The sequence below is a fragment of the Thermus sp. genome, assembly GCF_056332225.1.
In genome coordinates, this window is the sequence record NZ_JBWGQW010000004.1 from 1 (window position 1) to 21,618 (window position 21,618).

The window sequence follows — 21,618 nt, forward strand, 5'->3', positions numbered from 1 at the left end:
GCAACCCCTGCCGTTAGTTGCCAGCGGGTCAGGCCGGGCACTCTAACGGGACTGCCCGCGAAAGCGGGAGGAAGGCGGGGACGACGTCTGGTCAGCATGGCCCTTACGGCCTGGGCGACACACGTGCTACAATGCCCACTACAGAGCGATGCGACCTGGTGACGGGGAGCGAATCGCGGAAAGGTGGGCGTAGTTCGGATTGGGGTCTGCAACTCGACCCCATGAAGCCGGAATCGCTAGTAATCGCGGATCAGCCATGCCGCGGTGAATACGTTCCCGGGCCTTGTACACACCGCCCGTCACGCCATGGGAGCGGGTTTTACCCGAAGTCGCCGGGAGCCTTAGGGCAGGCGCCGAGGGTAGGGCCCGTGACTGGGGCGAAGTCGTAACAAGGTAGCTGTACCGGAAGGTGCGGCTGGATCACCTCCTTTCTAAGGAGCTTAAGGCCTCTTCCCGCGCTTTCAGGAACCCCCGGTCCCAGCTGGCGACCCAAACAAACCCCCCGTTAGGGGGGTTTTGCTTTTGACGGTGCGCCCTAGGGCGCTTTAGAACCCGCGCACCAGGGGGATGGTTTCCCCGTAGGCCCGGACCTCCTGGTAGGGGCTGAGGGCGTACGCCCGGGGGTCCTTGGCCAGCCGCTCGGCCTTGGCGGGGGAGAGGTTGCGGAGGATGACCGCCCCCAGGGCCTCGAGGCGGTCCTCGGCGGGGATGGTGAGGCCGTGGTCCCGCTCCAGGGCGGCGAGCTTTTCCGCTACCCGGGCGGGGCTGGGGAGGCCGGGCTCGAGGACGGCGATGCAGGTTCCGCCCTGAAAGCCCTGGGGGGCAAGCCCCGCTTGTTGCTGACAGGCGGCCAGGAACAGAAGACCCAAAGCCAGGAACCCTTTTTTCATCTCTCCTCCTTGCGGTACGCCTAGGACTCCACCCCTTGGGGGCCTGGGCCGTCAAGGCCTATAGTGGGGGCGTGGATTTTTTGGAGGCCCTCTCCCGCCCGCCTCTGGTCCTGGGGGTGGACCCAAGGCCGACGCTCCACGGCCCGGAGCCCTTGGCCCATATCCGCCGCTACACCTTGGAGCTCCTTGAGGCCCTGGCCCCGCGCCTCGCCGCGGCGAAGTTCCAGCTGGCCTTCTTTGAGGCCTTGGGCCCTGGGGGGATGGCGCTTCTCGTGGAGCTCGCCAGCGCCTCCCGGGTCATGGGGCTACCGGTGATCTTTGACGGGAAGCGGGGGGACATCGGCTCCACCGCCGAGGCCTACGCCCGGGCGTATCTGGAGGCTTTCCCGGGAAGCGCCCTCACCCTGAATCCGTACCTGGGCCTGGACGCCCTCCTCCCCCTCTTCCAGGCCGCCTCCCGCACGGGGGGCGGGGTCTTCGTCCTGGCGAAGACCTCCAACCCGGGCTCCGGCTTCCTCCAGGACCTCCCCGTGGAGGGAAGGCCCCTCTACCTCCACCTGGCCGAGGCCCTGGCCCGGGAGGGGGAGGCCTACCGGGAAGGGGCGTGGAGCCGGGTGGGGATGGTGGTGGGGGCCACCTACCCGGAGGCCGTGGCCAGGGTGCGGGAAGCGGCGCCCCACGCCCCCCTTCTCCTTCCCGGGGTGGGGGCTCAGGGGGGGAGGCCCTTCAAGGGGGAGGGGTTTCTTTTCGCGGCGAGCCGGGCCCTTTACTACCCGAAGGGGAAGCCGGACCTAAAGGCCGCCCTGGAGGCGGCGGAGGCCCTCCTAAAGGCTCTGGTAGAGTAGGGGGGATGGACGTCCTGGAGCTTTACCGGAGGACGGGGGCCCTTCTAGAGGGCCACTTCCTCCTGAGGTCGGGCTTCCACTCTCCCGTCTTCTTCCAGTCCGCGGCCCTCCTCCAGCACCCCCTTTACGCCGAGGCCGTGGGGGAGGCTTTGGGAAAGCTTTTTGAGGACGAGAAGGTGGACTTCGTCATCGCCCCGGCCATCGGGGGGGTGGTCCTCTCCTTCGTGGTGGCGAAAGCCCTCGGGGCCCGGGCCCTCTTCGCCGAGAAGGACGGGAAGGGGGGGATGCTGATCCGCAGGGGGCTCACCGTGAACCCGGGGGACCGCTTCCTGGCGGTGGAGGACGTGGTGACCACCGGGGAGAGCGTCCGCAAGGCGATCCAGGCGGCGGAGGCGCGGGGTGGGGTTTTGGTGGGGGTCGGGGCCTTGGTGGACCGGAGCGGGGGAGGGGTGGCTTTCGGAGCGCCTTTCCGGGCCCTTCTCGCCCTCGAGGTCCCCCAGTACCCGAAGGAGGCCTGCCCCCTCTGCCGGGAGGGTATTCCTTTGGAGGAGGTCTAAGGTGCGCCTCCTCGCCGCCCTTCTCCTCGGTTTCCTCCCCTTGGCCCTGGCGGCCCCCGAGGAGGCGGCCAGAGAAGCCGTTTCCCGCTGGCTTCGGGGGGAGCTTTCCCCAAAGCTTGAGGACCTCCTCAAGGCCCCTCCCGAGGAGGCCTCGAGGCTCCTTGAGCGCTTCGCCCTCTTTCCCCCGCCCCCTGAGGGGCTCGCCGTAAACCTGGAAAGCCCCCGGGTGGAGGAAAGCCGGGTCTCCTTCCCCGCCGCCCTGGGGGAGGAGGTGGGGGAGGTGGTGGTGGTCCTGGAGGGAGAGAGGGTAGCGCGGGTCTACTTCCGCCCGCAGGGGCTCGGGGTGCCCCCCTACCTCCTCACCCCTGGGGCGGGCTTGGGGTTTCTCCTCTTCTCCCTCTTCTGGACCCTGCTTCTCCTCAGGCCTTCTCCCTTCCGGGCGTGGCTTTTGGAGGCCCTCTCCCTGGTCCGGGCCCAGAGGGGCCTTTACCTCCTCACCAACCTCCTCCTCTACGGCCTCTTCGCCCTGGGCGTCCTCCTCGCCTACGCCGTGCCCGAGCTTGCCCGGGCGGTGCAGGTCCTCTTTGGGGGGGCTTTAGAGGCCTTGGGCCTTAAGGAAGCGGTGGACAGAGGCGTTCTGGTCCTCGCCGGGGTCATCTTCTACTGGAACTTCAGCCAGGGGCTTTTCCTCACCGGGCTTTTCCCCGCCCTTCTCCTCGGGCTTCCCGTCCTCCTCCTGAACGCCCTTCGCTACCTCGCCTTTGGCTTCGCCCTCTCCCCGGCCCTTCTGGGAAGCGCCTTCCTCTTCCACCTGCCCACCCTCCTCCTGGAGCTTCAGGCCTACATCCTCGTCACCTTCGGCGGGCTCGTCCTTCTTGCCCGGGTGGCCGGGGGAAAGGGGTACCGGGAGGGGCTTAGGGGGCTCCTCTTGGCCTTCTATCTGGGGGCCCTCTTCCTCCTCGCCGCCGCCTGGTACGAGGCCTGGGAGGTGGTCTTCCTCCTATGAGGGTGGCGGTGCTGGGCGCGGGGGCCTGGGGGACGGCCCTGGCCGTGCTCCTCGCCAGCAAGGGGGTGCCCACGGCCCTGTGGGCGAGGCGCAAGGAGCAGGCCGAGGCCATGAGGGCCCACCGGGAGAACAAGGACCACCTGCCCGGGGTGGCCCTCCCGGCCTACCTCTACCCCACCTCTAATCCCGAGGAGGCCTTGGAGGGGGTGGAGCTCGCGGTGGTGGCGGTGCCCTCCAGGGCCCTTCGGGAGACCTTGGCGGGCCTTCCCCTGGCCCCCTGGTACGTTTCCGCCACCAAGGGCCTCTACTACGAGGAGGGGGTCCAGACGCCCGCGGAGGTGGTGGAGGCCCTGACCGGTAGGCCCGCCGTGGCCCTTTCCGGGCCCAACCACGCCGAGGAGGTGGCCCGCTTCCTCCCCACGGCCAGCGTGGCCGCGGGGCCGGAAGACCTCGCCCGGCGGGTCCAGGCCCTCTTCTCCGGGCCCACCTTCCGGGTTTACACCAGCCGGGACCGGCGGGGGGTGGAGCTCGGGGGGGCGGTGAAGAACGTCCTGGCCCTGGCGGCGGGCATGGTGGATGGCCTCAGGCTTGGGGACAACGCCAAGGCCGCCCTCCTCACCCGGGGCCTTAGGGAGATGGTCCGCTTCGGCACCGCGCTTGGGGGAGAGGAGGCCACCTTCTACGGGCTTGCGGGCCTTGGGGACCTCCTGGCCACCGCCTACAGCCTTCACTCCCGCAACCGCGGGGCCGGGGAGAGGCTGGTGCGAGGGGAGGCCCGGGAGCGCCTCGAGGACCGGGGGGTGGTGGAGGGGCTCTACGCGGTGCAGGCCATGGTGGCCTGGGGAAAGGAAGCGGGGGTGGAGCTTCCCATCGCCGAGGCCGTCTACCAGGTGGCCTACGGGGGCCTGGACCCCCTGGCGGCCCTCAAGGCCCTCATGGCCCGGGAGCCCAAGGAGGAGTGAAGTGTACGTGCCCTGCCTGGACCTTCGCCTCTCCCTCGAGGACGCCCTCCGGCTTTAAAAGAACTCGGCGAGGAAGCCCAGAAGGGCGGTGCGGAAGGCCTTGGGGTTTTCCAGGTTGGCGAGGTGGCCGGTCTCGGGCAGGATGAGCATGCGGGCGTCGGGGAGGGCCTTCCACATGCGCCTCGCCTCCTCCGGGGGGGTGAGGGTGTCCTCCTCCCCCACCAGGACCAGGGCGGGCACCTCCATCCTGGGGAGAAGGGGGGTGGAGTCGGGCCTTTCGGCCAGGGCCACGAGGCTTTCCGCCACGGCCTCGGGGCTTGCCTCCAGGAGGATCGCCTTGGCCTTCTCCACCACCTCGGGCTTGGTGGCCTGGGTGGTCTTCCCCAGGTGGCTTGGGAGGAGGGCCTCGGGCAGGAAGCCCACCCCTTCCTTAAGGACCCGCTCCTTGAGGGCGTAGCGGTTCCTCTTGGCCTCCTCGCTGTCGGGCCCCGCGCGGGTGCTGGAAAGCACCGCTCCCAGGAAGCGCTCCGGGGCCTTGCGGAAGAGCTCAAAGATGAGGTAGCCCCCCATGGAAAGCCCCACGAAGACCGCCCGCTCCAGCCCCGCTTCCTCCATCTCCTGAAGCACCTTCTCGGCGGCCTCCCCCAGGGAAAGGCCCAGGTAGTGGGGGGCGAGGACGGGGAGGCGGGTCTTGAGGAGGGCCACCTCCTTCTCCCACATCCTGGGGCTGTAGGGGAAGGCGTGCAGGAAGACCACGCCCCTCATGCTTCCTCCACCACGGGTTCTCCCTTGAGGCCCAGGGCCTCGAGGCGGGCGATGAGGGCGGGGTCCTCCACCAGGACCACGTTCTCCCGCCCCAAGGTCTTGGCCCGGAGCTTCCCCTCCTTGGCCGCCTCCTTCCAGGCCTCCATGAGGTCGGGGTGGGCTACCAGGAGGGGCGTCACCTTGTGGGCCGGGTAGCGCCTCACCTTAGGGCCTCCTCCAGGGCGTGCCAGGCCAGGGTGGCGCACTTCACCCGGGCGGGGAGCTTGGCCACCCCCTGGAGGGCGAGGAGGTCCCCCAGGGCGGGGTCCGGGGGGGCGCCTTCCACCACCATGGCCTGGAACTTGCGGGAAAGCTCCAGGGCCTCTGCCACCTTCTTCCCCTTCACCGCCTCGGTCATGAGGGAGGCGCTCGCCGTGCTGATGGCGCACCCCTGGCCCTGGAAGCGGATGTCGGCGATGGTGTCCCCCTCCAGGAGGACCATCACCTCCACCTGGTCCCCGCAGGAGGGGTTCATCCCCCCAGCCTGCCTCGAGGCCTGGGGCAGGACCCCGAAGTTCCTCGGGGTCTGGTAGTGGTTCAGGAGGATCTCCCGGTAGAGCTCGTCAAGGACGCTCATTGGACCATTATAGCCAGGCCCGGTACTTGGCCTCTATCCTTAGGAGGGCCTCCACGAGGCGGTCCACCTCCTCCCTGGTGTTGTAGAGGTAGAAGCTCGCCCGGGCGGTGGCCGCGAGGCCGAGCCTCCGGTGCAGGGGCTGGGCGCAGTGGTGCCCGGCCCGCACGGCGATCCCCTCCTGGTCCAGGAAGGTGGCGAGGTCGTGGGCGTGGAGGCGGCCCAGGGTGAAGGGGATGACCCCGCCCCGGTCCGGTCCCTTAGGCCCGTAGACCCGGAGGTTCGGAACCTCCTCCAGGCGCCTTAGGGCGTACTCCAAAAGGGCCCGGTCGTGGGCGAAGACCCGTTCCATCCCCACCTCCATGAGGTAGCAGGCCGCCTCCCCCAGGGCGATGGCCTCGGCGATGGGCGGGGTGCCCGCCTCAAAGCGCTGGGGCGGGGGGGCGTAGGTGGAGCGGTCCACGTGGACCTCGCGGATCATCTCCCCGCCCCCCAAAAAGGGCCCCATCCCCTCTAAGACCTCGTACCGCCCCCAAAGGACCCCGGCCCCCGTGGGCCCCAGCATCTTGTGGCCGGAAAGGGCGAAGAAGTCGGCGCCCAGGGCCTTCACGTCCACGGGGAGGTGGGGGGCGGACTGGGCCCCGTCCACCACCACTAGCGCCCCCGCCTCCTTGGCCCTTTTGGCGATCTCGGCCACGGGGTTGACCGTGCCGAGGACGTTGGACATGTGCACCAGGGAGACCACCTTGGTCCTCTCCGTGAGGAGGCCCTCCAGGGCGCTTAGGTCCAGCCTGCCCTCCTCGGTCAAGGGGATGGCCTTCACCTTGGCCCCGGTGAGGCCTGCTACCAGGTGCCAGGGGACGAGGCCCGCGTGGTGCTCCATCTCCGTGACCAGGACCTCGTCCCCTTCCTTGAGGTTCCTCAGGCCCCAGGCGTAGGCCACCAGGTTCATGGCCTCGGTGGTGTTGCGCACGAAGACGATCTCCTTGGGCTCGGCGTTGAGGAAGCGGGCGAGGCGCCTCCTCGCCTCCTCGTAGGCCTCGGTGGCCTCGGCGGAAAGCCGGTAGGCCCCCCGGTGGACGTTGGCGTTCAAGGTCTCGTAGTAGCGCTTCAGGGCCTCAATGACCCGCCTCGGCTTCTGGCTCGTGGCGGCGGAGTCCAGGTAGACGAGCTCGGGGCGCTGGGCGAGGAGGGGGAAGTCCTCCCTCAGGGCGCTTAGGTCCATGGTCTAAGTGTACGCCCTGGGCCGGCCCGCTTCAGAGCCGGGCCAGGGCCCGGGAGAGCCTGGCGCGGGCCTCCTCGGCCACGGGGGCGAGGGCTTCCTGGGCGGCCTCGGGGAGGACCCGGAACATCTCCCCGGGGTCCTGCACCAGGACCTCCACCCCCTCTTCGGCCTCCCGGAGCACCACGTTGCAGGGGAGGAGGAGGCCGATCTCCGGAAAGGCCTCCAGGGCCCGGGCCGCCAGATGGGGGTTGCAGGCCCCGAGGATCAGGTAAGGGGGCCTTTCCAGGCCGAGCTTGGCCTTGAGGGTGGCGGCCACGTCCATCTCGGCCAGGATCCCGAAGCCCTCCTCCTTGAGGGCGGCCTCCACCCGGAGACGTGCCTCGGGAAGGGAGCCCTGGAGGGTCTTCCGAAGCTCGGTCATGGGTACCTCCTACCCCTATTGTCTACTCCCCGTGCCCCCCAGGAAGGGGCCGTGCCAGGTGTGGACCCATCCCCATCATCCCGTAGCCGGGGCCGTAGCCTCCCATCATGCCCTGGGTGAGGGCGAGCCCCAAAAGCCCAAGGGCCGCCAGACCTAAAACCCAGCCGGTCCGTTTCATGTTTCAGCTCCCTCTTGAGCTTTTTAAAGGTCTCCCCGACCAGCTCCCCTTTGGCGTAGGTAGACCAGGAAGCCCAAAAGGCGAGGAAGAAGAGCATGTTGAAAAGCCCGAAGAATCCGCCGAAGCCCATTCCGCCCCAACCCATCATGCCCATGGCTTACCTCCACCTATACCCTATCCCGGTATTTTTAGGCTTGCGTAAAGGGCGCTTTGCCGGAGCCTAACGGGGTTAGGCTAAGGTGGAGGCATGCCTTGGCGGAAGCGTCTCTTCGCGCGCCTTTACCCTGGGCTTTCCGCCCGGCACGAGGCGCAGATGGCGGAAAGGAAGCGGGCCCTGTTCCAGGAGGCCCTCGGGCGGGTGCGACCCGAGAGGGTCTTGGAGGTCGGCCCGGGGCCCGGGACCAACCTGGCCTACCTCCCTCCTGGGCTGGCCTACCTGGCCCTCGAGCCCAACCCTTTCTTCCATCCCCGCCTGCGGGAGGAGGCGAGGAAGCGGGGCCTCGCCCTCACCCTCCTTCCCAGGCGGGCGGAGGCCATCCCTTTGCCGGAAGGAAGCGTGGACCTGGTGGTGGGCACGCTGGTCCTCTGCTCGGTGGCGGACCCCGAAAAGGCCCTGGAGGAGGTCCACCGGGTCTTGCGGCCGGGCGGGGCCTACCTCTTCCTGGAGCACGTGGCTGCCCCCAGGAGGACCCCTTTGCGCTTCCTCCAGGAGGCGGCCACGCCCCTTTTCTCCCTCCTCGGGGACGGGTGTCACCCGAACCGGGAAACCCTCGCCCAAATCCAAGCCCGCTTTTCCCGGGTGGAGGCGGAGACCTTTCCCCTCCCCCTTCCCGTGGTGGCCCCCCACGTGGCGGGGCTCGCTTTCAAGGGGTAGGGGGTCCGGGCTCCCCTTCAGCGGTCCGAGGGCACGGTTTCAAACAAAAGCCTTTGCAGCTCCGCTTCAGGGGCCCGCTGGCTGAGGTAAAGCACCTCCACCCCCAAGATCCGGCCCTGCTCGTCGTAGTCCACGATGATCCCGGGGGCCACTTCCTCCGAGCGGCTGGCCAGGGCCGCGTAGCTGGCCGTGGAGAGCTTTTACGACAGCCTCTAGCCCTTATCTCCACCCCCTGTCAAGGAACGCCGCCCCGGGAAGCCCCCGGGGCGGGTTGTGGCCTGGGCCTAAAGGTCTAGGAAAACGGTCTCCCCCTCCAGCCGGGCGGGGAAGACCTTCACGGGCTTGGGGGCCGGGAGGGTCTGCCGCCCCGTCCTCAGGTCAAACCGGGCCCCGTGCCGGGGGCAGACGATGGCCCCGTCCTCCACCTCCCCCTCGTGGAGGGGGCCGTCGTCGTGGGTGCAGACGTCCTCGAGGGCGAAGACCTCCTCCCCCGTGTAGAGGAGGAGGATGGGTTTCCTATGCTCGGGCCGCTTCACCACCAGGCGGCCTTCCCGGAACTCGCCGAGCTTGGCCACAGGAGTCCACATGCTCGCTGCCTCCACCTTGGTCAGGGGCTTAGATGCGCACCTTCTCCTCAATCACCGCCTCAATGTGGGCCCTAAGCTCCTTCAAGGGGATGCGGGTGAGGACGTCCGCCAGGTGGGCCTTGACCAGGAGCTCCTGGGCGAGGCTTCGGGGCAGGCCCCGGGACTGGAGGTAAAAAAGCTGCATCTCGTCCACGGGGGCGGTGGTGGAGCCGTGGGTGCACCGCACGTCGTTGGCCCCGATCTCCAGCTGGGGGATGGAGTCCACCCGGGCCGTGGGGGAAAGGAGGAGGTTCCGGTTCGCCTGGTAGGCGTCCGTCTTCTGGGCGCCCTTTTCCAGCCGGATGAGGCCGGAGAAGACCGCCCGGGCCTCGTCCTTCACCGCCCCCTTGTAGAGGAGGTCGCTTCGGGTGTGGTGGGCCATGTGGTGCTGCAGGGTGTAGTGGTCAAACTGCTGGCGCCCGTGGCCGAAGTAAAGGCCGAGCATCTCGCTCTCCGCCCCCGGGCCCAAAAGCTCCGAGGCCACCTCGCTCCGGGCGTAGGCCCCGCCGAGGTTCACCACCAGGTCGTTGAGGCCTGAATCCCGCTCCAAAAGGGCCCTTTGCCGGTGGAAGTGCCACACCCCCTCGCCGAAGGTCTGGACGTGGGCGTGGCGCAGGCGGGCCCCGGGCCTTAGGACCATCTCCGTGGCCGAGAGGTGGAGGGTGGGGGGGAGGTCCAAGGAGAGGTACTCCTCAATGTAGGCGGCCTTGGCGTTGTCCTCCAGGAAGAGGAGGGTGCGGCCCGCCGAGGCCTTTTCGCCCTCCAGGAGCACCTTGAAGACCCCGAGGGGCTTTTCCACCTCTAGCCCTTGGGGCACGTAAAGAAAGGCCCCGTGGGTGAAGAAGGCGCTGTTCTTGGCGGCGAACTTGTCCTCGGTGTGGACCGCCTGGAAGAGGGCGGCCTCCACCTTTTCCGGGTGGGTCTTCAGGGCCTCGGCCAGGGAGGTGAGGACGAGGCCTTGCTTCCTAAGCTCCTCCGGCACCTCGGCGTAGGCGAGGTCCGGCCCCACGAAGACCAGGAAGGCCGAGACGTCCGTCCGCTCCAGGCGGCGCTTCACGGGCTCGGGGAGCTCGTCCCGGGAAAGCCTTAGCCCCTTGGGGGCCTCGGGCGGTAGCTCCAGGGGGGCTTCGGAAAGGTCGGTGTACCGCCAGTTCTCGTCCTTCTTGCTGGGGTAGGGGAGGCGGGCGAAGGCCTCGAGGGCCTTTAGCCTCCTCTCCCGCACCCAGGCGGGCTCGCCCAGGGCCTGGGAGAGGGCCTCCACTTGCGCCTTGTCCAGTACCTGCATCCTGCCTCCTTGCGCGGGGAGGGGGGAGGCCCAAAGCCTCGCCCCCTCTGCCAGGCCTCTTAGCCTACGGAGCCCTCCATCTCCAGCTCAATGAGGCGGTTGAGCTCCACGGCGTACTCCAAGGGAAGCTCCTTGGCGATGGGCTCAATGAAGCCGCGCACGATGAGGGCCGCGGCCTCGTCCTCCTTTAGGCCACGGGACTGGAGGTAGAAGATCTGCTCGTCGTTGATCTTGGAGACCGTGGCCTCGTGGCCCACGTGGGCGGTCTCCTCCTCGATCTCAATGTAGGGGTAGGTGTCGGTGCGGCTTTCGGGGTCAATGAGGAGGGCGTCGCACTCCACGTTGACCTTGGCGTGCCGGGCCCCCTCCATCACCTTCACCAGGCCGCGGTAGCTCGCCCGGCCCTCCCCCTTGGAGATGCTCTTGGAAACGATGGTCCCCGAGGTGTGGGGGGCGGCCAGGATGAGCTTGCCGCCCGTGTCCTGGTGCTGGCCCGTCTTGGCGAAGGCGATGGACAGGATCTCGCTCCTCGCCCCCGGCTCCAGGAGGTAGCTGGAGGGGTACTTCATGGTGACCTTGGAGCCCAGGTTGCCGTCCACCCACTCGTGGAAGGCCTCCCCGTAGACCAGGGCCCGCTGGGTCACCAGGTTGTACATGTTGGTGGACCAGTTCTGGATGGTGGTGTAGCGGCTCCGGGCCCCCCGCTTCACCACGATCTCAATGACCCCGGTGTGGAGGCTTTCCGTGGAGTACATGGGGGCGGTGCACCCCTCGATGTAGTGCACCTCCGCCCCCTCGTCCACGATGATGAGGGTGCGCTCAAACTGGCCGAACTCGGGGGTGTTCACCCGGAAGTAGGCCTGCAGGGGGAGCTCCACCTTGACCCCGGGGGGGATGTAGACGAAGGAGCCCCCGGACCAGGCGGCGGAGTTCAGGGCGGCGAACTTGTTGTCCTCGGGGGGGACGACCTTGGCGAAGTGCTCCTTGAAGAGGTCCTCGTACTTCTTCATCCCCTCCTCAATGGCCACGAAGATGACCCCCTGGCGCTCAAGCTCCTCCTTGACCCGGTGGTAGACCATCTCCGAGTCGTACTGGGCCCCCACCCCGGCGAGCACCTTGCGCTCCGCCTCGGGGATGCCCAGGCGCTCGTAGGTCTTCCGGATCTCCTCGGGGATCTCCTCCCAGCTCTTGGCGTCCCGCACCTCGGCGGGCTTCACGTAGTAGACGAGGTCGTCCAGGTCCAGGCCCGAGAGGTCGGGGCCCCAGGTGGGCATGGGCTTCTTCTGGAAGATCTCAAAGGCCCGCAGGCGGAACTTGAGCATCCACTCGGGCTCCCCCTTGTGGTAGCTGATGGCCTCAATGACCCTCCGGGTGAGGCCCCGCTCGGCCACGAAAACGGGCTTGACCTCGTCTATGAAGTGGTACTTGTACTCCTCCCCTAGGGTCTTCAGGTCGGTTTCGTTCATGCGCCCTCCTTTACCCTCTCCTTAAGCCACTCGTACCCCTTGGCCTCCAGCTCCAGGGCGAGCTCGGGGCCTCCCGTGGCCACCACCCGGCCGTCCATCAGCACGTGGACCCTGTCGGGCTGGATGTAGTTGAGGATGCGCTGGTAGTGGGTGATGACCAGGGCGCCGAAGTTGGGTCCCCGCATGGCGTTCACGCCACGGGCCACCACCTTGAGGGCGTCAATGTCCAGGCCCGAGTCGGTCTCGTCCAAGACGGCGTAGCTGGGCTCGAGGACCAAAAGCTGCAGGATCTCGTTCCGCTTCTTCTCCCCGCCGGAGAAGCCCTCGTTGAGGTAGCGGGAGAGGTAGCTCTCGTCCCAGTCCAGAAGCTCCAAGGCCTTTTTCACCTTGGTCCAGAACTCCGCCACCCCCACCTCCCGGCCGAGCTTGGCCTGGAGGGCGAGGCGAAGGAAGTTGGCGATGGTCACCCCAGGCACCTCCACGGGGTACTGGAAGGCGAGGAAAAGCCCCTTCCGGGCCCTTTCGTCCGGGGAGAGCTCCAGGATGTTCTCCCCGTCCAGGAGGACCTCCCCCCGCTCCACCTGGTACTCGGGGTCCCCGGCCAGGATCTTGCCCAGGGTGCTCTTCCCGGCCCCGTTGGGGCCCATGAGGGCGTGGACCTCCCCCTTGGGGACCACGAGGTTCACGCCTTTCAGGATCGTCTCCCCGTCAATGGAAGCCCAGAGGTCGCGGATTTCTAGCTGGTTCATCTTTCCTCCTGAGGTCGGGCCGGACCCTTACTGCGACCCGTTCGCAGTAAGAGTATACCGCCTTTCCCTCCCAAAGTATAGTGATTTAGTCGGGATTTGCCAGGTGGAAGCCCAGGGCCTCGGGCAGGGCCAGGGGGGTGGGGGGGAGCCTTTCCCCGAGCTCCGGGCAGAAGCGGCCCAGGGCGCGGCCGAGCTGGAGGCGGAAGGCTTGGGGGAGAGGGCCTTGCCGCGCCTCGAGGAGCTTCTGCCAGGCCGCCTCCCGTTCCCCCAGGCCCCAAAGGGCCAGGACCTCCACCGCCCGGGCCTGGGCCAGGAGCCCGGGGTCCTCCGGGGCCGGAAGGGCTACGATCTGGGCCAGGGCCTCCCCCAGGCTTCCCTCCCGGACCAGGGCCTCGGCGTAGCCCAGGCGGGCCTGGGCCCTTAGGTAGGGGTTTTCCAGATTCAGGAAGGGCTTGAGGAGGGCCTTGCCCTCGGCGGGGGGGAGGAGGAGGGCGAGGAGGCTTGCGGTGTCCAGCCTGAGGGCGGTGTAGCGGTCGGTGGGCTCCTCCGGGATCTCGCCCAGGAGGCTGTCCAATAAGCGCTGGGCCTGGGGAGCGGAAAGGCCTCCCAGAAAGGGAGGGCGGTAGGGCTGCCCCGCCTCCAGGAGGAGGTAGGCCGCCCCCAGGCGGAAGAGGGTGCGCAGGTGGCGGTAGCGGGCCTCCTTGGGGCGCTCGGGGGTGGTGCGGAAGTAGGCCTCGGCGGGCACCAGGTAGGCGAGGGCCTCAAAGGGCCGGCCCCGGGCGGCCTCGAGGATGCCGGCCTCGCTTCGCACCCGGGCCTTCGTGAAGGGGTCTTCCGCCTCCCTCAGGGCTTTTTGGATGGCCTCCTCCGCCTTCTCGTAAAGGCCCAGGCGCCTGAGGAGGGTGGCGTAGCGGGCCCGCACCCGGGCCACCTCGTCCTTGGGGGCCCCGGCCTCCTCCAGGGCCTTGAGGCCCTCCTCCATCCGGGCCTTGGCCTCGAGGCGGCCTAGCCGCATGAGGAGGTCCCCCATCTGGTAGCGGGCCCGGCCCAGGAGAAGGGCGTCGTGCCCCACCTGGGCGAGGGCGGTGAGGGCCTCGCCGTAGCGCCCCAGGTCCTTGGCCACCAGGCCCCGCCAGAGCTGCACCCGATCCCGGAGGAAGGGGGCCACGGGGAGCGCCTCGGCCTCGGCCACGAAACGGGCGGCCCTCTCGTAGTCCCCCTTCCACCGCTCCACCGCCGCCATCACCAGGAGGCCCTCCGCCTGGGCGGTCTCGTCCAGGAGGGGGAGGTCCTCCTTGGGAGGGAGGAGGCCTTCCGCCTCCTTGTAAAGGGCGGCGTCCGCCTTGGCCTCGGCGGCCTTGATCCGGGCCCAGGTGCGCAAGGAGGGGTTTTGGGATTCCGAAAGCACCCCAAGGGCGGCCTCCGCCTCGGGGTGGGCGTACTGGCCGAGGACCGCCCGGTAGCGGACCACCACCCCCGCCAAGGCCTCCAGGTCCTCCCGCGGCCAGGCCTGGGCCTCCTCCCAAAGCCCGGGGAGGAGGGCGAGCCGGGCGGGGTCTTCCTGGAGAAGATCCAGAAGGACCCCCCGCTCTCCGGCCTTCCGGGCGTGGTAGAGCTTGCGGAAGGTGTTCTCCCGGGGAAAGTGCTCCAGGGCCAGGCGGTGGAGCTCCCTGGGGGCCTCCTCGGGGAGGAGGCTCCTCAGAGCGGGGCGCACCAGGCCTTCCCCCACCCAGTCCAAAAGGGCCCGTTCGGCCTGGGAGAGCCTTTCCAGGGGTTTGCCCAAGGCCCTTTCCAGAAGGGCGAGGGGGAAGGCGGGGTCCGCCTCGGGGCTGAAGGCGGCCAGGATCTGGAGGAGGGGCTTGAGGGCGGGGTCGTCGTGGATGGGGGTCCTGGGGTCGTGCTTGGCGGCCTCCAGGAGCACCAGGCGGGAAAGCTCCCCGAAGTTGCGCCCCGCCTGGTTCACCAGGGCCTCGAGGCGCTCCGGGGGAAGGTGGGGAAGCCTCTCCCGCACGAAGCGCCGGGCCTCCTCCCGGCTGGGCGGGGAGAGGGGCTGGTAGGGAAGGGTAGGCGGGGCCTCCGAGAGGGCGGCCAGGTAGGGCACCTTGAGCCTCCGGAGGAAGGGCTCCAGCCAGGCGGCAAGCCCCTTCTGGCTCCCCTCTGGGCCCCTAAGGGGCAGGCCCTCCAGGGTGCCCTCCGCCTCGGCCCGGAGAAGGAGGGGCCGGCCTTCCCCGTTCAGCGCCTGGGCCAGGAGGGTGAGGACTTCCTGTTGCAGGGCGCCCTGAAGGGCGTAGGGCTGGGTGGGGGAGAGCTGGGCCAGAAGCCCCCGCACCTCCTCCCCCACCCCCAGGGCCTCCGCCAGGGGCACCAGGGCCTGGGCCACCTCCCCTCCCAGGTTGAGGAGGTGGGGCTCCTGGTGGGGGAGGGCGGAAAGGGCCCGGGCCAGGGCGGAGAGGAGCACCCCCTTGCCCGTGGCCGGCCCCCCCACCACCACCATCTGGGGCCTTCCCCCCGTTTCCAGCTCCTTGAGGAAGCGGCGGAAAATGCGGCGCTTGTCCCGGCCCAGCACCTTGCGGGCGCTTTCCAGGAAGAGCTCCGCCGGCGGGGGCGGGGGCTCCAGGCCCGCTTCCCGGTACAGGTCGGCGATGAGCCCGTAAAGCCGCTCCTTCTCCTCGGGGCTTCCCAGGTCCTTGTAGAGGATGTTGCGTACCGTCCCCGCCCGGCCTCCCCGTTCGGCCATGAGGGCCTCGAGCCAGCGCAAGGACCCCCTTTTCCCCCGGTGGTCCTGGCCTTGGAGGTGGGGACGGAGGGCTTCCAGGTAGCGAAGCCAGGGTGTAGAAGCTTCGCGCATGGTATCTACACTTTAGCCGAGCGGTGTGCCGATTGGCAACAAGGCTTCAAGGATGGGGTACTTCTTCGCAAGGGCAAGGGCCGCCCCTTCGGGGGGCGGCCCGGGAGAAAGGTCTTTAGTGGACGGCCTCGGTGAACTGGGCCTCCTCGGTGGAGCCCTTGAGGGCCAGGGTGGAGGCCTCCCCCTGGGTCAGGGCCAGGACCACCTCGTCGAAGTAGCCCGCCCCCACCTCCCGCTGGTGCTTGACGGCGGTGAAGCCCTGGGCCTGGGCCAGGAACTCCTTCTGCTGGAGCTCCACGAAGGCGGGCATGCCCCGGGCCTTGTACCCCTTGGCCAGCTCCCAGGTGTAGTAGTTGAGGGTGTGCCAGCCCGCCAGGGTGATGAACTGGAACTTGTACCCCATCTCCCCCAGCTCCCGGTTGAACTTGGCGATGGTCTCGTCGTCCAGGAACTTCTTCCAGTTGAAGGAGGGGGAGAGGTTGTAGGCGAGGAGCTTGTCGGGGAACTCCTTCTTCACCGCCTCGGCGAACCTCCGGGCCTCCTCCAGATCGGGCTTGGAGGTCTCCATCCAGAGGATGTCGGCGTAGGGGGCGTAGGCCAGGGCCCGGGCGATGCCGGCCTCAATCCCGCTCTTGAAGCGGTAGAAGCCCTCGGGGGTGCGCTCCCCGGGGACGATGAAGGGCCGGTCGCGCTCGTCAATGTCGCTGGTGATGAGGGTGGCGGCCTCGGCGTCGGTGCGGGCGATGATCACCGTGGGCACGCCCATCACGTCCGCCGCGAGTCTCGCCGCCTGCAGGGTGCGGATGTGCTGGGATATGGGCACCAGGACCTTGCCCCCCAGGTGGCCGCACTTCTTCTCGCTGGCCAGCTGGTCCTCGTAGTGGATCCCGGCGGCCCCCGCCTCGATCATGGCCTTGGTGAGCTCAAAGACGTTCAAGGCCCCCCCGAAGCCCGCCTCGGCGTCGGCCACGATGGGCACGTACCAGTCCCGGCTCACCTTGCCCTCGGCGCGCTCAACCTGGTCGGCCCGCATGAGGGCGTTGTTGATGCGCTTCACGATCTGGGGCACGGAGTTATAAGGGTAGAGGGACTGGTCGGGGTAGGTCTGCCAGGCCAGGTTGGCGTCGGCGGCCACCTGCCAGCCGGAGAGGTAGATGGCCTCGAGGCCGGCCCGCACCATCTGCACCGCCATGGCCCCGGTGTAGGCCCCGAAGGTGTGGATGTAGGGCCTCTCGTGGAGGAGCCGCCAGAGCTTTTCCGCCCCTCGCTTGGCCAGGGTGTGCTCCACCATCACGCTCGGGCGGAGCCGCACCACGTCCTCGGGCCGGTAGTCCCGCCGGACGCCCTTCCAGCGGGGGTTTTGCTCCCACTCCTGGCGAAGGGCTTCGGCCTCCTGCCGCATCTCCGGGCTGAGCATGCTTAAGGGTTCCATGGACCACCTCCGACCCTCAGTCTGGAGGCGGGGAAAACCTCGGTGTAAGGTGTAAGCCCGCGGGCTTCACACCCCGGGCGGGTGTACCCGACCTTGGACTACACCTTAGCGGACCTGCTGGGCGGCGATGAGGAGGGGGTCCCAGACGGGGCTAAAGGGCGGGGCGTAGGCCAGGTCCAGGGCCAAGAGGTCCTCCACGGTCCCTTCCCGGTGGAGGAGGGCGGCCAGGGCGTCTATGCGGAGGGCCCCGTGCCCAAGGGCCACCACCGCACCTCCCAGGAGCCTCCCCGTCCCTTCCTCGTAGACCAGTTCCACCCAGAGGGGCTGGCTTCCCGGGTAGTAGTGGGCCCCGTCCCGGCTCTGGATGAAGACCTTCTTGGCCCGGAACCCCTCCTTGAGGGCCCCTTCCAGGGAAAGCCCCGTGGTGGCCACGGCCAGGCCGAAGGCCTTGAAGATGGCGGTGCCCGCCACCCCCTGAAAGCGGGCCTCCTTGCCGGCGATGACGCTTCCCGCGGTGCGGCCGTGCTTGTTGGCCACGTCCCCCAAGGGGAGCCAGTAGGGGCGCTTCAGGACCTGGTGGAAGCTTTCCGCCACGTCCCCGGCGGCGTAGACCCCTTCCAGGTTGGTGCGCATCCTTTCGTCGGTGGCGATGGCCCCCGTGGGCCCGAGGGCCACCCCCATGGCCCGGGCGAGCTCGGTGTTGGGCCGGATCCCCGTGGCGAGGAGGACCAAGTCGGCGGGCACCACCCCTTCCGAGGTCTCCACCGCCTCCACCCGGCCCTGGCCCCTCAGGGCCTTCACCTTGACCCCGGTCCAGACCTCCACCCCGTGCCGCTCCAGCTCCTCCTTGAGGAGGGCCCCCACCTCGGGGTCAGCGTGGGGGAGGGGGCGGTCCTTGGCCTCCAGAAGGGTCACCTCCAGGCCCCGCTTGCGGAAGGCCTCGGCGGCCTCGAGGCCGATGTACCCCGCCCCCAGGATGGCGGCCCGCCTGGCCTGGGGAAGGGCCTTAAGAAGCCTCGCCCCATCCTCCATGCTCCTTAAGGCGTAGACCCCTTCCTGCTCCGTGCCGGGGATGGGGGGAACGGTGGGCCTTGCCCCTGTGGCCAGGACCAGGTGGTCAAACCGGTCCTGGAAGGTCCTTCCCTCGGCGTGGTCGTGCACCGTCAAGGTGCGAAGCTCGTAGTCCACGTCCACCACCTCATGGCGGGTGTGGACCAGGACCCCCTGCTTCCGGAACTCCTCGGGGGTGCGGGCCACCAGCTTTTCCAGCCGGGGGATCTCCCCGGAAAGCACGTAGGGCAGGCCGCAGGCCCCGTAGGAGACCCACCCCGACTTCTCGTAGACCACCACCTCCAGCTCGGGGTTTTCCCTTTTGGCCTTGGCGGCGGCGGAGGTCCCGCCCGCCACCCCGCCCACGACCACCATCCGCTTGCCCATGGGGGGTATTGTGCCACAAGGGCCGGGGGTCAGATGTCCTTACGTGGTATTCTATGGCCATGCCTCCCTCCGGACCTGATTTCCGAGATAAGGTGGTGAAAACGGTTCGGGAGGTTCTGGCCGAAATGGGTTTACAGGAGGTTTTTGAGATTAAAACCGAGTACCCTTCGCCCCACGGGAGTTTGATTCGCGAGCAAGGACGCAAGGTGGACGTTGCCCTTCTGGACAGAAAAGGCCGTCCCTACCTTTTCTTGGAGTGCAAGTGGCAGTCAGTAAGCGGTAGCGCCCAGGATAAGCTTTTTAGAGCGGTGGAAGAGGCTCGCAGAGACCGGCTCTTCGGTGTTCATTCTGTTGTGGTGGTTGGGGGAGAGGGTTTTGCATCCGCGATAAAACGTTGGGCCCTCACGGAGGGGTTGATACACGAGTCCTTTCTGAAAGACTGGCTTAGGGAGTTTTTTAAGCGATGACCCCGAAGCTTCTTTTTGCGCCCTCTCTATCTCCCGATAAGGGTGCCAGGGAGGGTCTTCCCCCCCTTCTCAAGTGGGCAGGGGGAAAGCGGTGGTTGCTTCCTTATCTCCGGTCCCTGTACCGGGGGCACCGGCATCGCCGTTGGGTGGAACCCTTCGCTGGGGGGCTGGCCGCAGCCCTGGGCCTCGTTCCGGAGAGGGCCTTGCTCAACGACCTTAACCCCCACCTCATTAATTTCTATCGTTGGGTGCAGAGGGGATTGGATCCCAAGTTGCCTATGCTTCCAGATAAAACAACTTACTACGCTTATAGGGAAAGGTTCAATCAACTTATCAGAGAAGGAAAAGGAGATACCCAAGAAGCGGCCGAGCTCTTTTACTACCTTAACCGCACGGGATATAATGGGTTATGCCGTTTTAACAGGAAGGGAGAGTTCAACGTTCCCTTCGGGAAGTATAAACGCATCGTCTACCAAAGGGATTTCTCTTCCCACCAAAGGGTTTTTCAGAACTGGGAGTTCACCAATGTGGACTTTCGCCAGGTAGCTTATCAGGCGGGGGATTTTATCTATGCCGACCCGCCCTACGACGTGGATTTCAGGGAGTACACCCCCGATGGTTTTTCATGGCAAGACCAGGTTGAGCTAGCGCAACTTTTGGCGGGGCATCCGGGTCCCGTGGTGATCTCCAACCAGGCCACAGAGCGGGTGGTGAGGCTTTACGAGAGCTTGGGCTTCAGCCTCAAGTTCCTTTCTGCCCCAAGGCGCATCAGTTGCGATGGCAACAGGCAAAGGGCTTTGGAAGTGCTAGCTTTTCGGAACCTCTAGCGTTTCCTCCCCCACGAGCCGTCCGCCCTTCAGGTGGAGGATGCGCCCCGCCCTTTGCGCGAGCTCCAGGTCGTGGGTGACGAGGACCAGGGTGCGCGCCTCGCCCAGGGAGAAGAGGAGGCTTGCCACCTGCTCCCGGGACTCCAGGTCCAGGTTCCCCGTGGGCTCGTCGGCGAAGAGGATGGGGGGGTCCAGGGCCAGGGCGCGGGCCAGGGCCACCCTTTGCTGCTCCCCGCCGGAGAGGCGGCTCGGCAGGTGGTGGAGGCGGTCTTTCAGGCCCACCCGCTCCAGAAGCTCCGCCGCCCGCGCTAGCCTCGCCCTCCTGGGCCAGCCCGCGAGGAGGAGGGGGAAGGCCACGTTCTCCAGGGCGGTGAGGGTGGGGATGAGGTTCCACTGCTGGAAGACGAAGCCCATGTGCCTAAGGCGCACTCCCGCCCTTTGGTCCTCGGGGAGGCGGTGGAGGGGGACCTCTCCCAGGTAGACCTCCCCCTCCGTGGGCAGGTCAAAGCCCGCGAGGAGGTTTAAGAGGGTGGTCTTGCCGCTCCCCGAGGGGCCCACGATGGCCGTGGCCCCCCTGGGGAAGGCGTAGGTGAAGCCGAGGAGGGCCGCCACCTCCTTTTCCCCTTGCCGGTAGCGCTTGGTGAGGTTTTCCGCTCTCAGCATTTACACCCTCCCCAAGGCCTCCACCACGGGGATGCGGCTTGCGTGGTAGGCGGGAAGGAGCCCGGCCGTAAGCCCGAGGCCGAGGGCCACCCCCAGGGCGAAGAGGGCGAGCCTTCCCGTCACCGCCGAGAGGGCGAGGCCCACCTGGTCCAGGGTGTAGAGGTTGATGAGGGAGGAGGCCAGGCCCCCAAGCCCAAGGCCCAGGGTCCCCCCAAGGAGGGAGAGGAGGAGGGCCTCGAGGAGCACCAGGCGGAAGATGAAGCCCCGCCTCGCCCCCAAAGCCCGCATGACCCCGAACTCCCGCACCCTCTCGTAGACCGACATCATCACCGTGTTGGCCACGAGAAGCCCCCCCACCACCAGGGCCACCAGGCTGATGCCGAGGCGCACCAGGTCGCTGATCCTTAAGGCGCGCTCGGCGAAGCGCATCACCTCGCTCGTGGTTTGGGCCTTCACCCCGGGCACCGCCCTCTCCAGGGCCCGGGCCACGGCCTCCGCCTTTTCCCCGGGCTTTAGGGCCACGAGGACGGCGCTGTAGTTCCGGGTACCCAGCACCTCCTGGAGGGCCTTCAGGGGGACGAAGATCAGGTTGTCGGCGAGGCTTCCCGCTTCCTCCAAGGCCCCCTCCACCCTAAGCTCCAGCCTGGGGGAAAGCCTGAGGACGCTTCCCGGGGCGAGGCCATTCCTTTGGGCCACCTTGGCCCCCACCACGGCGCCCCTCTCCGAGGGGATGAGGCGGCCTTCCTTGGCCTTGAGCCCCGGGTAAAGGAGGTCCGGGGAGGTGCCTTCCGGCAGGCCCTGGAAGAAGAAGCTGGTGCTGGGGTCAAAGCCTCCCCGGGCGAGGAGGAGGACCGGGACCACGGCCCGCACCCCAAGGGCCTTTCCCGCCTCCTCCAGGGCCTTTAGGGTCTCGGGAGTGATCTCCGGGGCGTTGGCGAGGCCAAAGCCCTCCGCCCCCTCCGGCACCACCTGGATGGCGGGGCCCACCCGGGAGAGCTCCTGGAAAAGCGCCCGCCTCAGGCCCTCCCCGAAGGAGAGGAAGAGGACCATGCTCCCCGTGGCCACCAGGACCCCAAGCAGGGTGAGGAGGCTCCGCACGGGCCTCGCCAGGAGGTTGCGCAGGACCAGGTAGAAGACCTCCATCCCCAGCAGTCTACTCCAAGGCGGGGCCCGGGGCGTGGCCTGGCCTACAGGAGGCGCTCCACGAAGCGGGTCTCTATTTCCTCCAGGTACGCCCTGGGGTCCACCTTCTTCCGCTCGGGGTGCTCGTAGTAGGCCTTCTCCGCCTCCTCAAAGTCCTCGTGGGCCACGAACCAGAGGAACTCCCGTTCGGAGAGCCAGTAGGCCCCCAGGACCTGGAAGCCCAGGGCCCGCCTTAGGGGGAGGATGGTCTCCAGGAAGACCTTCTGGAAGCTCTCCTTGGCCCCCTCCTTCAGGGTGTAGCGGCGCATCTGGACCCTCATGGGCCCATTGTAAGCGCCT

Annotated in this window: 25 protein-coding genes and 1 rRNA gene; 8 read left to right on the forward strand and 18 right to left on the reverse strand. The window is 68.0% G+C overall.

The genetic code is table 11. The features are described from left to right. Window positions 1–431, forward strand: a 16S ribosomal RNA gene (locus tag AC01Y6_RS01510); the annotation flags it as partial. A 114-nt stretch (window positions 432–545) separates the two neighbouring features. Here the strand turns inward: AC01Y6_RS01510 and AC01Y6_RS01515 are convergent. Continuing rightward, the gene (locus AC01Y6_RS01515; RefSeq protein ID WP_476669918.1) at window positions 546–890 is read right to left on the reverse strand and encodes a hypothetical protein; all 345 of its coding nucleotides are present in this window, start codon (window positions 888–890) and stop codon (window positions 546–548) included. 71 nt (window positions 891–961) lie between these two features. Here AC01Y6_RS01515 and pyrF point away from each other — a divergent pair, with 71 nt between their 5' ends. Genes pyrF through AC01Y6_RS01535 form a run of 4 tightly spaced genes read left to right on the forward strand, consistent with a single transcriptional unit; the run spans window position 962 to window position 4,260 of the window. Next, window positions 962–1,735, forward strand: coding sequence for an orotidine-5'-phosphate decarboxylase (gene pyrF, locus AC01Y6_RS01520; protein ID WP_476669919.1), 774 nt, complete (start codon window positions 962–964; stop codon window positions 1,733–1,735). 5 nt (window positions 1,736–1,740) lie between these two features. Continuing rightward, complete coding sequence (gene pyrE / locus AC01Y6_RS01525) at window positions 1,741–2,292, forward strand: orotate phosphoribosyltransferase (RefSeq protein ID WP_476669921.1); 552 nt, start codon at window positions 1,741–1,743, stop codon at window positions 2,290–2,292. A 1-nt stretch (window position 2,293) separates the two neighbouring features. Then, complete coding sequence (locus tag AC01Y6_RS01530) at window positions 2,294–3,298, forward strand: hypothetical protein (protein ID WP_476669923.1); 1,005 nt, start codon at window positions 2,294–2,296, stop codon at window positions 3,296–3,298. Beyond that, window positions 3,295–4,260 (forward strand): NAD(P)H-dependent glycerol-3-phosphate dehydrogenase, encoded by a 966-nt coding sequence (locus AC01Y6_RS01535; protein WP_428722329.1) that lies wholly within the window; start codon window positions 3,295–3,297, stop codon window positions 4,258–4,260. Before AC01Y6_RS01530 ends, AC01Y6_RS01535 begins: the two co-directional genes overlap by 4 nt. A 54-nt stretch (window positions 4,261–4,314) precedes the next feature. Here AC01Y6_RS01535 and AC01Y6_RS01540 read toward each other — a convergent pair whose 3' ends face one another. From AC01Y6_RS01540 to AC01Y6_RS01565, 6 genes are read right to left on the reverse strand one after another with little or no spacing between them, the layout of a single operon-like run. Further along, the gene (locus AC01Y6_RS01540) at window positions 4,315–5,025 is read right to left on the reverse strand and encodes an alpha/beta fold hydrolase (RefSeq protein WP_476669924.1); all 711 of its coding nucleotides are present in this window, start codon (window positions 5,023–5,025) and stop codon (window positions 4,315–4,317) included. Next, window positions 5,022–5,228 (reverse strand): hypothetical protein, encoded by a 207-nt coding sequence (locus AC01Y6_RS01545; RefSeq protein ID WP_476669925.1) that lies wholly within the window; start codon window positions 5,226–5,228, stop codon window positions 5,022–5,024. The genes AC01Y6_RS01540 and AC01Y6_RS01545 overlap by 4 nt, the downstream gene beginning before the upstream one ends. Further along, window positions 5,225–5,641, reverse strand: coding sequence for a Fe-S cluster assembly sulfur transfer protein SufU (sufU, locus tag AC01Y6_RS01550; RefSeq protein ID WP_428716029.1), 417 nt, complete (start codon window positions 5,639–5,641; stop codon window positions 5,225–5,227). The genes AC01Y6_RS01545 and sufU overlap by 4 nt, the downstream gene beginning before the upstream one ends. A gap of 7 nt (window positions 5,642–5,648) precedes the next feature. Beyond that, window positions 5,649–6,863 carry a cysteine desulfurase gene (locus AC01Y6_RS01555; protein WP_476669926.1) on the reverse strand — a complete coding sequence of 405 codons (1,215 nt, stop codon included), beginning with the start codon at window positions 6,861–6,863 and terminating at the stop codon, window positions 5,649–5,651. Window positions 6,864–6,894: 31 nt separating this feature from the next. Then, window positions 6,895–7,284: a DUF302 domain-containing protein gene (locus AC01Y6_RS01560; protein ID WP_476669928.1), complete on the reverse strand. Its 390-nt coding sequence runs from the start codon at window positions 7,282–7,284 to the stop codon at window positions 6,895–6,897. Window positions 7,285–7,306: 22 nt separating this feature from the next. Next, window positions 7,307–7,462: a hypothetical protein gene (locus tag AC01Y6_RS01565; protein WP_347240418.1), complete on the reverse strand. Its 156-nt coding sequence runs from the start codon at window positions 7,460–7,462 to the stop codon at window positions 7,307–7,309. A 247-nt stretch (window positions 7,463–7,709) separates the two neighbouring features. Here AC01Y6_RS01565 and AC01Y6_RS01570 point away from each other — a divergent pair, with 247 nt between their 5' ends. Continuing rightward, window positions 7,710–8,336 carry a class I SAM-dependent methyltransferase gene (locus AC01Y6_RS01570; protein WP_476669930.1) on the forward strand — a complete coding sequence of 209 codons (627 nt, stop codon included), beginning with the start codon at window positions 7,710–7,712 and terminating at the stop codon, window positions 8,334–8,336. Window positions 8,337–8,353: 17 nt separating this feature from the next. On the opposite strand, the gene AC01Y6_RS01575 is transcribed toward AC01Y6_RS01570, so the two are convergent. The 8 genes from AC01Y6_RS01575 to AC01Y6_RS01610 all read right to left on the reverse strand — a co-directional run bounded on the left by AC01Y6_RS01575 (window position 8,354) and on the right by AC01Y6_RS01610 (window position 18,179). Further along, entirely contained in the window at window positions 8,354–8,488 is a 135-nt protein-coding gene (locus AC01Y6_RS01575; RefSeq protein WP_347240415.1) for a DUF2283 domain-containing protein, read from the reverse strand. Window positions 8,489–8,620: 132 nt separating this feature from the next. After that, window positions 8,621–8,923: a Rieske (2Fe-2S) protein gene (locus AC01Y6_RS01580; RefSeq protein ID WP_428720419.1), complete on the reverse strand. Its 303-nt coding sequence runs from the start codon at window positions 8,921–8,923 to the stop codon at window positions 8,621–8,623. Window positions 8,924–8,951: 28 nt separating this feature from the next. Continuing rightward, window positions 8,952–10,247, reverse strand: coding sequence for a Fe-S cluster assembly protein SufD (sufD, locus tag AC01Y6_RS01585; protein WP_476669932.1), 1,296 nt, complete (start codon window positions 10,245–10,247; stop codon window positions 8,952–8,954). A 59-nt stretch (window positions 10,248–10,306) separates the two neighbouring features. Next, the gene (sufB, locus tag AC01Y6_RS01590) at window positions 10,307–11,713 is read right to left on the reverse strand and encodes a Fe-S cluster assembly protein SufB (protein WP_347240411.1); all 1,407 of its coding nucleotides are present in this window, start codon (window positions 11,711–11,713) and stop codon (window positions 10,307–10,309) included. Next, window positions 11,710–12,462 carry a Fe-S cluster assembly ATPase SufC gene (gene sufC / locus AC01Y6_RS01595; RefSeq protein ID WP_347240409.1) on the reverse strand — a complete coding sequence of 251 codons (753 nt, stop codon included), beginning with the start codon at window positions 12,460–12,462 and terminating at the stop codon, window positions 11,710–11,712. Before sufC ends, sufB begins: the two co-directional genes overlap by 4 nt. Before the next feature lie 85 nt (window positions 12,463–12,547). Beyond that, window positions 12,548–15,310 (reverse strand): hypothetical protein, encoded by a 2,763-nt coding sequence (locus AC01Y6_RS01600; RefSeq protein ID WP_476669934.1) that lies wholly within the window; start codon window positions 15,308–15,310, stop codon window positions 12,548–12,550. A gap of 115 nt (window positions 15,311–15,425) precedes the next feature. Beyond that, a complete protein-coding gene (gene aceA, locus AC01Y6_RS01605; RefSeq protein ID WP_476669936.1) occupies window positions 15,426–16,742 on the reverse strand; it encodes an isocitrate lyase in 1,317 nt (438 codons plus the stop codon). A gap of 105 nt (window positions 16,743–16,847) precedes the next feature. Continuing rightward, entirely contained in the window at window positions 16,848–18,179 is a 1,332-nt protein-coding gene (locus AC01Y6_RS01610) for an FAD-dependent oxidoreductase (RefSeq protein ID WP_428720423.1), read from the reverse strand. 95 nt (window positions 18,180–18,274) lie between these two features. Between AC01Y6_RS01610 and AC01Y6_RS01615 the strand changes: the two genes are divergently transcribed. Beyond that, the gene (locus tag AC01Y6_RS01615; RefSeq protein ID WP_428721402.1) at window positions 18,275–18,646 is read left to right on the forward strand and encodes a PD-(D/E)XK nuclease superfamily protein; all 372 of its coding nucleotides are present in this window, start codon (window positions 18,275–18,277) and stop codon (window positions 18,644–18,646) included. Then, window positions 18,643–19,473 (forward strand): DNA adenine methylase, encoded by an 831-nt coding sequence (locus tag AC01Y6_RS01620; protein WP_428721401.1) that lies wholly within the window; start codon window positions 18,643–18,645, stop codon window positions 19,471–19,473. Before AC01Y6_RS01615 ends, AC01Y6_RS01620 begins: the two co-directional genes overlap by 4 nt. Here the strand turns inward: AC01Y6_RS01620 and AC01Y6_RS01625 are convergent. From AC01Y6_RS01625 to AC01Y6_RS01635, 3 genes are read right to left on the reverse strand one after another with little or no spacing between them, the layout of a single operon-like run. Next, window positions 19,453–20,136 carry an ABC transporter ATP-binding protein gene (locus AC01Y6_RS01625; RefSeq protein ID WP_347240384.1) on the reverse strand — a complete coding sequence of 228 codons (684 nt, stop codon included), beginning with the start codon at window positions 20,134–20,136 and terminating at the stop codon, window positions 19,453–19,455. The genes AC01Y6_RS01620 and AC01Y6_RS01625 overlap by 21 nt on opposite strands. Further along, window positions 20,137–21,279 (reverse strand): ABC transporter permease, encoded by a 1,143-nt coding sequence (locus tag AC01Y6_RS01630; RefSeq protein ID WP_347240383.1) that lies wholly within the window; start codon window positions 21,277–21,279, stop codon window positions 20,137–20,139. It lies immediately after the preceding gene. A gap of 44 nt (window positions 21,280–21,323) precedes the next feature. Continuing rightward, window positions 21,324–21,599 carry an NIPSNAP family containing protein gene (locus tag AC01Y6_RS01635; RefSeq protein WP_428720346.1) on the reverse strand — a complete coding sequence of 92 codons (276 nt, stop codon included), beginning with the start codon at window positions 21,597–21,599 and terminating at the stop codon, window positions 21,324–21,326. Between the last annotated feature and the right edge of the window lie 19 nt (window positions 21,600–21,618).